Source organism: Neisseria sp. HMSC070H10 (assembly GCF_001837635.1).
Taxonomy (GTDB): domain Bacteria; phylum Pseudomonadota; class Gammaproteobacteria; order Burkholderiales; family Neisseriaceae; genus Neisseria; species Neisseria subflava_A.
Genome location: NZ_KV833370.1, coordinates 85,113 through 97,883, shown reverse-complemented (window position 1 = coordinate 97,883; position 12,771 = coordinate 85,113). Strand labels below are relative to the sequence as shown.

At 52.6% G+C, this 12,771-nt stretch carries 9 protein-coding genes; 3 read left to right on the top strand and 6 right to left on the bottom strand.

The genetic code is table 11. From position 1 onward, the window contains the following. Nucleotides 1–296, bottom strand: a 296-nt coding sequence (locus tag HMPREF2606_RS05910; protein ID WP_283122350.1) for a pseudouridine synthase, incomplete at its 3' end; no start/stop codon positions are given. Nucleotides 297–437: 141 nt separating this feature from the next. Here HMPREF2606_RS05910 and HMPREF2606_RS05905 point away from each other — a divergent pair. After that, the gene (locus HMPREF2606_RS05905; protein WP_003747857.1) at nt 438–1,166 is read left to right on the top strand and encodes an LOG family protein; all 729 of its coding nucleotides are present in this window, start codon (nt 438–440) and stop codon (nt 1,164–1,166) included. Nucleotides 1,167–1,260: 94 nt separating this feature from the next. Here the strand turns inward: HMPREF2606_RS05905 and HMPREF2606_RS05900 are convergent, their stop codons facing one another. From HMPREF2606_RS05900 to sstT, 4 genes are all read right to left on the bottom strand, one after another. Next, the gene (locus HMPREF2606_RS05900) at nt 1,261–1,752 is read right to left on the bottom strand and encodes a surface-adhesin E family protein (protein WP_070843436.1); all 492 of its coding nucleotides are present in this window, start codon (nt 1,750–1,752) and stop codon (nt 1,261–1,263) included. 1 nt (nt 1,753) lies between these two features. Next, complete coding sequence (locus HMPREF2606_RS05895) at nt 1,754–2,401, bottom strand: hypothetical protein (protein WP_070712387.1); 648 nt, start codon at nt 2,399–2,401, stop codon at nt 1,754–1,756. Nucleotides 2,402–2,526: 125 nt separating this feature from the next. Beyond that, nucleotides 2,527–4,383: an ABC transporter ATP-binding protein gene (locus HMPREF2606_RS05890; RefSeq protein WP_070843435.1), complete on the bottom strand. Its 1,857-nt coding sequence runs from the start codon at nt 4,381–4,383 to the stop codon at nt 2,527–2,529. Nucleotides 4,384–4,610: 227 nt separating this feature from the next. Next, on the bottom strand, nt 4,611–5,834 hold the full coding sequence (sstT, locus tag HMPREF2606_RS05885) for a serine/threonine transporter SstT (protein ID WP_070843434.1): 1,224 nt from the start codon (nt 5,832–5,834) through the stop codon (nt 4,611–4,613). A 449-nt stretch (nt 5,835–6,283) separates the two neighbouring features. Here sstT and HMPREF2606_RS05880 point away from each other — a divergent pair, with 449 nt between their 5' ends. Continuing rightward, entirely contained in the window at nt 6,284–8,125 is a 1,842-nt protein-coding gene (locus HMPREF2606_RS05880; protein ID WP_070712389.1) for an autotransporter assembly complex protein TamA, read from the top strand. Between the two features lie 78 nt (nt 8,126–8,203). Next, nucleotides 8,204–12,352, top strand: a complete 4,149-nt coding sequence (locus HMPREF2606_RS05875) for a translocation/assembly module TamB domain-containing protein (RefSeq protein ID WP_070843433.1) — start codon at nt 8,204–8,206, stop codon at nt 12,350–12,352. 240 nt (nt 12,353–12,592) lie between these two features. On the opposite strand, the gene HMPREF2606_RS10950 is transcribed toward HMPREF2606_RS05875, so the two are convergent. Further along, nucleotides 12,593–12,766, bottom strand: coding sequence for an anti-sigma factor family protein (locus HMPREF2606_RS10950; protein WP_049323681.1), 174 nt, complete (start codon nt 12,764–12,766; stop codon nt 12,593–12,595). Between the last annotated feature and the right edge of the window lie 5 nt (nt 12,767–12,771).

Here is a 12,771-nt window from a genome sequence, read left to right as displayed (position 1 = left end):
TTAGGGGATTTTGGGGAATTTTGCAAAGGTCTCGCCCAATAGGTTTTTTCGATGGTTTTGTTTTCAAACTGCTGCGTCAATAACCGTGCGGCTTCGGTATCGAGTGCAAACAGCAAGACGCCAGAAGTCGGGCGGTCGAGGCGGTGGACGGGATAGACGTGCTGCCCGATTTGGTCGCGCAGGGTCTGCACGGCAAAACGGGTTTCATGTTTGTCTAACCAGCTTCGGTGCACCAGCATTCCGGCAGGTTTGTTGACGGCGATGGTGCGGCTGTCGCGGTGGATAATATCGAGCATGGCAAAGCAGTAAAAATAAAAGCAGATATTGTAACGGGCTTTTGAAAATGTGGCAGGTACACTTACCACCGAAACCCGACTTTCAGACGGCCTGCCCCTTTCGGGTTACAATACGGCACATAAAAACTCGAAGGAAAAACCGTGAGCCTGCTCAAAAAACTGCCCAAACCCATGCTGCCCGACGAAACACGCCGCGATATTCAGGCGCGTGAGTCGTATCATGTATTGAAGATTATTTCCGAATTTGTCGAAGCCGGCGAAGAATTGCGCGCCATTCAGCCAGCCGTCAGCATTTACGGCAGCGCGCGCACGCCTGAAAACCATCCCGACTACGCGTTCACATTGCGCTTGGCGCGCAAACTGTCGGATGCCGGATTTTCCGTGATTTCCGGCGGAGGGCCGGGCATTATGGAAGCGGCCAATAAAGGCGCGTTTGCAGGCGCAAGTCCGGCGGTGGGGCTGAATATCGTGTTGCCGCACGAGCAAAAAGCCAATCCGTATCAGGATTTGTCGATTAAATTCCAACACTTCTTCCCGCGCAAAGTCATGTTCGTCAAACACGCCGTGGCGTATGTCGTCATGCCCGGCGGTTTCGGCACGTTGGACGAATTGTTTGAAAGCCTGACCTTGGTACAAACCGGCAAAACGCCCGACCGCCCGATTATCTTAGTGGGCAAAGCATTTTGGGCGGGTCTGTTGGACTGGATACGCGAGCAGTTGCTGGGCAGAAACCTGATTTTGGAAGAGGATTTGAACCTGATCCGAGTTATCGATGATGAAGACGAAATCATCGAAGAAATCTTCGCCCATTACGAAAACCGCTTGGAAGACTTGTCCGAACACCAAAATGCTTGGTCGCTGGGGCTGTAAAATAAGGTTTCAACTGAAAAAAGGCGGTTATCCCGCCTACCCTTTGCTTCATTAATAAAGGCCGTCTGAAAATGTTTTCAGACGGCCTTGAGATTTATCTTTTTCGATCTTTCTTCTTATCCATTTTATCCAACGCTTTTCCCATATCTTCTAAAGCATTCGGATTACCACCAAAATTATGGCCGCCGACACTACACACAGTAGCAGATAGTATACTCATCATCGAAATCTCTTTCATTTCAAACCGTTCAGATTCCCTTGGGATCTCATGCAATAATTTCCCTTTCCCGAAATGACGACTGTATAGTTTTACCGGCTCCGGATTCATAATATCAATCCTGTTCAGACAATCCAGATAGTGCTTCTCTATCATGGAAGTACCTGCCAAATTTTTATTCGTATCATCAAAATTAGTTATCACATCATATACTAACAAATTTGGATTGTGAGGATGATTCTTGATACTTTCCATATCTGCATAAACACGACTCTGAGTATCCTCCAGCATCGGCAAAAATCTTGGCTTATCGGCAAATACTGAGATTGGTAAACAAATTGTCATCAAAAAAACAGCTAACTTTTTCATTTTACTTTCCCCCGATTAGATCAAGTCGTTCACGACGAATCAATTTGTCGTTCGGATAACCCTGAATAGTGCAGTAGAGAGAAGTTTTACCATTACTCTCTTCCAAGATCAGCAATTTTTCTACTGTATTTTTCGCCGGTATCGAACCAGTCGTTGCTTGCATATTAGGTTGCCAGCGTACAGACTGGTGACTGTTAATAATAATTTGTGAAGGCGTTGCGAAGTTTTTACCCATCGGTTTCAACCCCCATTGCGGGAACTTGACCACCAAATCAGCAGCCCGTGCTTCTTCGACCTCAAACCCCCAGAAATAAAAAACAGGATTTTTACCGGTCTCATTAAATGGAAATTCCGAATATATTGTATCGAAACTAACAAAACGTATGCCGTTTAATATTATCGGTTTATTGAAGATGACCTGTCTTTTCCCATCTTCATCGGCACTACCTAACTGAAAACGTGCAGTCTTGCCTACTTTTTCAATCGGAGCATATTTGCTCAATGGCTCCTGTTTGTTTTTCAAGATATCAAACATAGATGCATCACATTTTACAAATGCGTTCAGCAACTCTTCTTCTGCACTTCCTGCCCATGCATTGGTTGTAAGTGCAAGTACAGCCATACTCAAATATTTGATAGATCGTTTCATCTTGTCTTTCTAAAGTTAGCGTAGATTATCGTTGAATTACCCAACCATTTTAATTCATGACATCAAATTAAGCACGATATAAATTATTGTTTTTTCAGACGGCCTTTTATCTTCTTTCAAAGCGTTTAATTGTTTTCCCACTCGACATGCTCACTCAAGAAGCCTCCGCTTTGGTGCGCCCAAAGTTTGGCGTACAGGCCTTGTTTCTCGAGCAACTCGGTGTGGCTGCCTTCTTCGATGATGCGGCCTTTGTCCAAGACGATGAGGCGGTCCATCGCGGCGATGGTGGAAAGACGGTGCGCGATGGCAATCACGGTTTTGCCATCCATCATTTTGTCGAGGCTTTCTTGGATGGCGGCTTCGACCTCGGAGTCGAGCGCGCTGGTGGCTTCGTCGAGCAGCAGAATCGGTGCGTCTTTGAGCATGACGCGGGCGATGGCGATGCGTTGGCGTTGGCCGCCGGAGAGTTTCACGCCGCGTTCGCCAACGTGCGCATCATAGCCGCGTCGGCCTTTGGCGTCGGAAAGGTTGGGGATGAAGTCGGCAGCTTCGGCGCGTTCGGCGGCGGAAATCATTTCGGCGTCTGTGGCATCGGGGCGGCCGTAGATAATGTTGTCGCGCACGGAGCGGTGCAGCAGCGAGGTATCTTGCGTTACCAGACCGATTTGGGCGCGCAGACTTTCTTGGGTCACGCTGTCCACGTTTTGGCCGTCGATCGAAATCGTACCGCTTTGCGGTTCGTAAAAGCGCAGGAGCAGGTTGACGATGGTGGATTTGCCTGCGCCGCTGCGGCCGATCAAGCCGACTTTTTCACCGGGTTTGATGTTCAGATTAAAGCCGTTGAGGAGTGGTTTGCCTGCTTCGTAGGAGAAATCGACGTGATCAAACTTGATTTCGCCTCGGGTGACTTTCAGCGGCAGGGCTTGCGGCTTGTCGAGGATGGTGTGGGGTTTGGACAGGGTGGCCATGCCGTCGTTGACGGTACCGATGTTTTCAAACAATCGGGCAGATTCCCACATGATGTATTGCGACAAACCGTTCACGCGCAATGCCATGGCCGTGGCGGTGGCGACCGCGCCCACGCCGACTTGGCCGTGATACCAAAGCCAAATGCCCAAGGCGGTCGTGCCGACGGTCAGCGAACTGTTGACGATAAAGCTGCAGGTGTGCAGCAGCGTTGCCAAACGCATTTGGGCATGGACGGTTACCATAAACTCTTCCATCGACTGCTTGGCATAAGCGGCCTCGCGTGCGCCGTGGGAGAAGAGTTTGACGGTGGCGATATTGGAGTAGGCGTCGGTAATGCGGCCGGTCATCAGCGAGCGCGCATCGGCCTGACGCGCAGCGGTTCTGCCGAGCTTAGGAATCAGGAAACGCATAATCATGGCAAATCCAATCATCCAGCAGATAAACGGCACGATAAGCCAGGCATCGAATGAGGACAGAATCACGCCGGAAGTGATGAAGTACACCAACACATACACAACCATATCGGCAACAGTCATCACGACATCACGCAGCGCCAACGCGGTTTGCATGACTTTGGCGGACACGCGGCCGGCAAACTCGTCCTGATAAAAGCCCAGGCTTTGACCCAGCATCAGGCGGTGGAAATTCCAGCGCAGGCGCATAGGGAACACGCCTTGCAGGGTTTGCAGGCGCACATTGGAAGCGAAAAAGGTCCAAACGGCAAAAAATGCCACCATGGCCATCATGCCGATTAATGCATGGCCTTTTTCAACAAAAAGCGTTTGCGGCGTATAAGTGCCGAGCCAGTCGACCACCTTGCCCATAAACTGGAACATCAAGGCTTCCATAATGCCGACGCCGACCGTAAACACGGCCAACACGGCAATCCATTTGCGTACGCCTTCAATGTTGCTCCAAATAAACCGCCACAACCCTTTTTCTGGCGTTTTCGGGGCGGCTTCGGGATAAGGGTCGATGCGTGACTCGAACCATGAGAATATTTTTTTAATCATTGTTTTTTGCAAATGTGATAAGACGGTCAGGCCGTCTGAAAGAGGTGTTCAAATACATTCAAGACTGTATTTTACGGGAAAAATCCGACTGATGACAGCGTATACCGTCAGTCCGACCAAACCAATCTATCGATTTGACCATCTAAAAATCCCTTTTCTTTGCCAAAAACAAAGGCCGTCTGAAACTTTTCAGACGGCCTTTGCCGGATTGGGCTTAAACCTAAAAACTACTCTTTACGTTGGCGGCCCAAATCGGCAGCGGCAGTAAACAAAACGTCGGTGGAAGAGTTCAACGCCGTTTCAGCAGAGTCTTGAATCACGCCGATGATGAAACCGACGGCAACCACCTGCATGGCCACATCGTTGTCGATACCGAACAGGCTGCACGCCAACGGAATCAGCAGCAACGAGCCACCAGCCACACCGGATGCACCGCACGCGCTGACGGTAGCCACTAGGCTCAGCAGCAGGGCAGTGGCGAAGTCAACCGTAATGCCTTGCGTGTGCGCCGCAGCCATCGCCAAAACGGTAATGGTGATTGCCGCACCGGCCATATTGATGGTTGCACCCAATGGAATGGAGATAGAGTAAGTGTCTTCGTGCAGACCCAGTTTTTTCGCCAATGCCATGTTCACAGGGATATTGGCGGCGGAAGAACGGGTGAAGAAGGCATACACGCCGCTTTCGCGCAGGCAGGTAAACACCAGCGGGAAAGGATTGCTGCGGATTTGCGTCCACACAATAATCGGATTGACCACCAACGCAATAAACAGCATACAGCCGAGCAATACGGCCAACAGCTTCATATAGCCGGCAAGCGCTTCAAAACCGGTTTCCGCAATGGTAGAGGACACCAAGCCGAAAATACCCAGTGGCGCAAAACGGATAATCCATTTCACAACGGTCGAAACGGTGTCGGCCAAATCGGCCGCCACTTGGCGGGTCGTATCCGAACCGTGATGGCGCAAAGCCGCACCCAATATCAGGGCCCAAGCCAAAATGCCGATATAGTTGGCATTGGCCAGCGCGTTAATCGGGTTGGCCACCAAATTCATCAGCAGCGTTTTCAACACTTCGATAATGCCGGAAGGCGGCGCAACGGATACATCGCCGGCCGCACGCAGAATCAGCGTGGTCGGAAATACCATGCTGGCGACAACCGCCACCACGGCCGCGGCAAACGTACCGAAAATATACAAAATCAAAATCGGTTTGATGTGGGCCTGATTGCCTTTTTGGTGTTGCGCAATGGCGGCAGTCACCAAAACAAATACCAAAATCGGCGCGATAGCCTTAAGCGCACCGACAAACAGGCTGCCCAGCAGTCCTGCGCTGATACCGACTTGCGGCGAAACTGCGCCCACAAGAATACCTAAAACCAAGCCGATGGCGATTTGCGCCACCAGGCTGACGCGATTGAGCGCGTTCAAAAGCGGATTGCCACTTGCCATATCCGTTCCTTCACAATTTAAAGATATGTTAAAAAAGTCTTACATTCTAAAATAAAAAATCATTTGTCGGCGAGGTTTTCATGCACACCTCACAAAAACAGCATTAAAGTTTAGCATTTATGACACAGTTGGCACTTTATGCCAAAAATACGATCAAACCCGCTCAAACCCTACTTTAAAGTATGCCCATACCGTTGCCTTATCTCTCTGTATCTTGATTTCAGACGGCCTGAAATCTGCGCCATAAGGCCGAATATAAAGGCAACTTCATCAGTCAAAACACAAAAACATAAATATTACAATCAGATAGAAACAAACCAAAATCCGCCCTTAAGCCGCATTTTGCAACGTTATCGCGCTAAATTTCCGTTTATATCCATAGCCTGAAACCTTGCAGAAATAATGTTAAAATCCACAAACTGAAGAATTGTCGCTGTCGAACACACATCATGACCAAACTGACCTACCCTGTTTTATTTGCATCATTGGCGCTCGCCTACGGACACGCGTTGGCAGTAGATACTTCCGTTCCCAAAGCGGAAGACTACGAAGCTGTTCCCGAATCCGAAATGCCCAAGCAGCCCAAAGACGACCAAACAGGCAAACTCAAGCCCAAATTCCCCGTCAAAATCGACACCCAAGACAGCGAAGTCAAAGAAATGCTTGAAGAATACCTGCCGCTGATTACCCAGCAGCAGGAAGAAGAGCTGGATAAAGAGCAGGTCGGCTTCCTCGCCGAAGAGGCACCCGACAACGTCAAAACCATGCTCCGGACCAAAGGCTACTTCAACAGCAACGTCAATATTCAAGACCACGGCGAGAGCTATACCGTCAACGTCACCCCCGGCCCGCGCACCAAAGTCGACAACGTCAGCGTGGCCATCCTCGGCGACGTATTGAATGACGACAACTTGGCCGAGTACTACCAAAATGCGATGGAAAACTGGCAGCAGCCCGTTGGCGAAAACTTCGACCAAGACGGCTGGAGTGCAAGTAAAACCTCCGTCCTCAGCGCGGTAACACGCAAAAAATATCCTTTGGCAAAACTCACCACCACTCAAGCCACCATCAATCCCAATACCCAAAAAGCCGACTTGAACGTCATCGTGGAGAGCAACCGCCCCATTTACTTCGGCGATTTCCAAATCACCGGCGCACGTCGCTACCCTGAGAGCGTGGTTTCCGGTATGGCGCGTTTCCACCCTGGTTCGCCTTACGACTTGGACAAAATCCTCGACCTACAACAGGCGCTCGAGCAAAACGGCCACTACTCCGGCGCGTCCGTACAAGCCGACTTCGACCAACTGCAGGGCGACCGCGTTCCCGTCAAAATCAACGTGACCGAAGTCAAACGCCACAAACTGGAAACCGGTATCCGCTACGACTCCGAATACGGAATCGGCGGCCGTATCGCCTACGACTATTACAACCTCTTTAACAAAGGTTACATCGGTTCCATCGTTTGGGACATGGACAAATACGAGACCACGCTGGCCGCCGGTATCAGCCAACCGCGCAACAACCGCGGCAACTACTGGACCAGCAACGTTTCCTACAACCGCTCGACCACGCAAAACCTTGAAAAACGCGCCCTGACCAGCGGTATTTGGTATGTCCGCGACCGCAACAATATCGATGCCCGCTTCGGCCTCGAATTCATTACCGAAGACCGCAAAGTCCCCGACACCAGCTACGATTTGGGCCGAAGCCATGCCACCATGCTGACCGCCTCATGGAAACGACAAAGCATCGAAACCGAGCTGCACCCTCAAAACGGCTACTACCTCGACGGCAAAATCGGGGCAACTTTGGGCAAATTCCTCTCCTCCACCCAAATGGCACGCGCCACGGCACGCGCAGGCTATTTCTTCACACCTGAAAACAAAAAAATCGGTACATTCATCGTACGCGGACAAGCAGGCTACGTTTATGCCCGCGAAGGCGAAGAAGTACCGTCCAGCCTGATGTTCCGCACCGGCGGCGCAACTTCCGTACGCGGTTACGAACTCGACAGCATCGGCTTGGCCGGCCCCAACGGCTCCGTCCTGCCGCAACGCGCCTTGGTGGTCGGCAGCCTCGAATATCAATTCCCGGTTACCAAAAGCTTCTCCGGCGCCATCTTCCACGATGTTGGCGATGCGGCAAGCAACTTCAAACACATGACCTTAAAACACGGTACCGGCTTGGGTGTACGCTGGTTCAGCCCGGTTGCACCGTTCTCCTTCGACATTGCCTACGGCCATCACGACAAAAAAATCCGCTGGCACATCAGCTTGGGCACAAGGTTTTAACAAACATACACCATCCATTCTTTCAGACGGCCTCAGCCATTTCAGGCCGTCTGAACAACAGACAAACAGAAAAATATCATGACCGATACTGCAAACACTTCCACGCCGTCTGAACAACAGCCCGCCCCGCCAAAGCGCAAAAAACGCCTGTTGCGCGGCTTTGTCCTGTCCGCCTTGGGCGTATTGACCGTTTCCGCCGGCGCAATCGGCTGGCTGGTCGGTACGGAATCGGGTTTGCGTTTCGGTTTGTACAAGATCCCGTCATGGTTCGGCGTCAAAATCTCTTCGGATACGCTGAAGGGTACGCTGATTGAAGGTTTTGAAGGCGACAAATGGTTGATTGAAACAGAAGGTGCGGATGTCAAAATCAGCAGCTTCCGCTTTGATTGGAAACCGTCCGAGCTGACCCGTCCGTCCTTGCACATTACCGAAGTCGTGGCCGGCGACATCGCCATCGTGACCAAACGCACGCCGCCCAAAGAAGAAGAGCCTTCAAAAGGCCTACCCGACAGCATAGACCTGCCCGTTACCGCCTATCTCGACCGTTTGGAAACCGGCAAAATCAGCGTGGGCAAGCGTTTTGACAAGCAGACCGTCTATCTCGACCATCTGCACGCGGCCTATCATTACGACAAAAAAGAACACCGCCTCCACATCAAAACCGCCGACACGCCTTGGAGCAGCTCGACAGGCGCGGTGGTGGTCGGTTTGAACAAACCCTACGTCCTCAATACCGCCATCTATACCAAAGGCCAGCTTGAGGGCGAAACCCTACATGGTACGGTGCGCCTATGGGGCAGCCTGCAAGACGTATCCACTGACCTGCTGCTCGACGGCGACAACGTTCATTTGTCTGCCAAATCCACCATCCACCCATTCGCCGACAGCCTCAATGAAACCGTCGGCGAAATCCTGGTTAAAGGTTCCAACATCAATCCGCAGGCCTTCCTGCCCAGCCTGCCCAAAGCGCGCCTGAATTTCGATGCCACCACCATTCCGTCCTTTACCGACGGCGTTGCGCTGGAAGGCTCGATTGACTTGGAAAACGACCAAGCCGGTTTTGCCGATGAAAACCATATCCCCGTCAAACGCATCCTCGGCGAATTCATCGTTGACGATAAAGGCACGGTCATGATTGAAGACATCGGTGTCGACCTGCTCAAAGATGGCAGCATCGACGTATCCGGCTCAATCGACACCGCCCAAGACCAGCTCAAACTCGCACTGGGCATCAACAATACCGGCGCAGACGACTTCGTCCGTCAAAACATCGCAGGCCGTCTGAACGGCAGTATCGACGTCAAAGGCGAAACCTCCTCCCCCGTTGTCAACTGGAATCTCGACAGCGGATTTGCGCGTACAGACGGCATGCTGTTTTTCCAAACCGACAAACAGCTCGGCCAGCGCACGCTCAAGCTCGACAAAGTCCGCCTGGTTCCGCAAAACGGTGGCGAGCTCAACGCCAAAGGCTCGCTCGAACTCTTCAAAGACCGCAAACTGCAGCTGGACATCGTCAGCAAAGCCTTCAACCCTGCGCGCATCGATCCGCAGCTTCCGCAAGGCAGCGTCAACGGCAACATCAACTTGACCGGCATACTGGCGCAAGAAAAATTCGCCGGCAAAATGCAGTTTGCACCGAGTACGCTCAACGGCGTTCCGCTCAGTGGCAAAGCCGACGTCGCCTATGAAAACAAACACCTCTCGCGCGCCCTGACCGACCTGACCCTCGGCAGCAACGTCATCAAAACCAACGGCAGCTTCGGCAAAAAAGGCGACCGCCTCAACCTCAACATTACCGCCCCCGATTTGTCGCGTTTCGGCTTCGGCTTGGGCGGCCTGCTCAACGCGCGCGGCTACATCTCCGGCAGTTTTTCAGACGGCCTCAAAACCCTTGAAGCCGATTTGAACGGAGAAGCGCGCAACTTCAAAGTCGCCGATACCGTCAACATCCGCACCCTCGACTTCAAGCTTAAAGGTTCGCCAGATATCAACCGTCCGTTGAGTGCCGATATTAAAGGCGAACACATCGCCGTCTCCGGCGGCGCGGCCATGATTGACAACGTCAACCTGCTCATCAGCGGCACAGGCTCGCACCACCACATCCGCGGCAACAGCAGCATGGCGGTGGACAACAAACGCTACAAGCTCGACCTCGACGCCACCGGCGGCCTCAACAAAGACCAAACCCAATGGAAAGGCACGGTTGACACGCTCGACATCAACGGCGCGTTCAACCTCAAACTGCAAAACCGCCTCAACCTCGAAGCCGGCAGCGAACGCGTTTCCCTCAGCAGCGCGCGCTGGGCGGCCATGGGCGGCAGCCTCAACCTGCAAAATTTCGTTTGGGACAAGAAAGCCGGCATTACCAGTAAAGGCAGCGCACAAAATCTGCACATTACCGAATTGCACAACTTCTACACTCCGCCTATCGAACACAACCTCGTCTTGGGCGGCGACTGGGATTTGGCGTACAGTCAAAACGCGCGCGGCTTCCTCAATATCAGCCGACAAAGCGGCGACATCATCCTGCCGAGCAAAGACCCGAAAAACAAACAACCTTTGGGACTTTCCGCACTCGCCCTGCGCACCCGTTTCCAAAACGGCCGCATCGACAGCACGCTGGAAGGCAACACCCGCTTCGGCAAAGTTAACGGCACGCTCGGCATCGCCCAACAGTTCGGCAACAACATCAACAACGCTCCCGTCAGCGGCAAAGTCAATATCAACGTTCCCGATTTGGGCTCGCTCAAATCCTTTATGCCGGCTACAGCCCAAGGTATTGCAGGCCGTCTGAACGCGACCGCCACCATCGGCGGCCGACTCGGTTCGCCTACCGTCAACAGCAACCTCGACCTCCAAACCAATTACGGCCGTGCCGACGGTACCGTCAACATCGGTCAGGGTACCAGCTTCGATACCGCCCCTCTGAGCGGCAAACTCAACCTGAACGTTGCCAACCTCGAAGTCTTCCGCAACTTCCTGCCCGTCGGCCAAACCCTCAAAGGCCGTCTGAACGCCGCCGTCAACTTGGCAGGCCGTCTGAACGATCCGCAACTGAGCGGCCTGATTAACGGCGACAACCTCTATTACCGCCATCAAACCCAAGGCCTGATCCTCGACAACGGCGTATTGCGTTCACGCCTGCAGGGGCAAAAATGGGTGATCGACAGCCTCAAATTCCACCGTGGCGGCACGATTGAGCTCAAAGGCGCGGTCAACCTTGCCAACGCCAACCCCGATGTCGACGTGGACATCATCTTCGACAAATACCGCACCCTCTCGCGTCCAAACCGCCGACTGCAGCTCTCCGGCACGGCCAAAGTCCTCTACAATCCGGAAAAAGGCGTATCGCTCAACGGCACGCTCAATACCGACTACGGTATGTTCGGTTCGCAAAAATCCTCCATGCCGACCCTCGACGATGACGTGGTCGTCCTAGGCGAAACCAAAAAAGAAGCAACGGCCACCACGCCCATCAACATGAACCTTACCCTGAACATCAACGACAATGTCCGTTTTGTCGGCCACGGCGCAGACGTTACCATCGGCGGCAAACTGGCCATCACGTCCCGTCCGGGCGAAGCCGTCCAAGGCGTCGGTACCGTTCGCGTTGTCAAAGGCCGCTACAAAGCCTACGGCCAAGACCTCGACATCACCAAAGGATCGGTTTCCTTTGTTGGCCCGCTGACCAATCCAAACCTCAACATCCGTGCCGAACGCCGCCTTTCCCCGGTTGGTGCAGGTGTCGAAGTTCTCGGCAGCCTCAGCAATCCGCGCGTGACCTTGGTTGCCAAAGAAGCCATGAGTGAAAAAGACAAACTCTCCTGGCTCATCCTCAACCGTGCCAGCAGCGGCAGCGACGGCGACAACGCCACGCTCTCTGCGGCCGCCAGCGCATTGCTTGCCGGTCAAGTCAACGACCGCATCGGCCTTGTCGATGATTTGGGCTTTACCAGCAAACGCAGCCGCAACGCCCAAACCGGCGAGCTCAACCCTGCCGAGCAGGTTCTGACCGTCGGCAAACAGCTCACCAACAACCTCTACGTAGGTTACGAATACGGCATCTCCAGCGCCGAACAATCCGTCAAACTCGTGTACCAACTGACCCGCGCCATCCAAGCTATTGCCCGCATCGGCACACGCTCATCCGGCGGCGAATTGAAATACACCATCCGCTTTGACAACTGGTTCGGCAAAGACGAACCCGAGCCGGAAGAACAACACTAAAAGCCGTGAAAAAGGCCGTCTGAAATTCATCTTTCAGACGGCCTTTATCTTGTTCTACCGTATTAGAATCTTTCTCCCATGCCTCAAAAGACAAAGGCCAACGGCGCAAGTTTAAAAATAAAGGCAACTAAAAAAGTGGACGGCCAGCCACGGCTTATTCAAGGTTAGCTATAAACAAAGCAGATACAAAAAGGCCGTCTGAAACTGACAGGGGCAGGTTTCAGACGGCCTTTTTTTGAATCATCGAAACATCTTGTGCATGGCGTTGCTGATTAATTCGAGCTGTTTCTTATATTCGCGGCAACGGGGGCAGAGCGACAGGTGCACGGCAAGGGCAATGCGGTTAAAAAGACTGAGACGCACTTGGTCTTGCTGTTTGGAAATCAGATCGGTTATTTTGCGGCATTTTTTCATGGCGT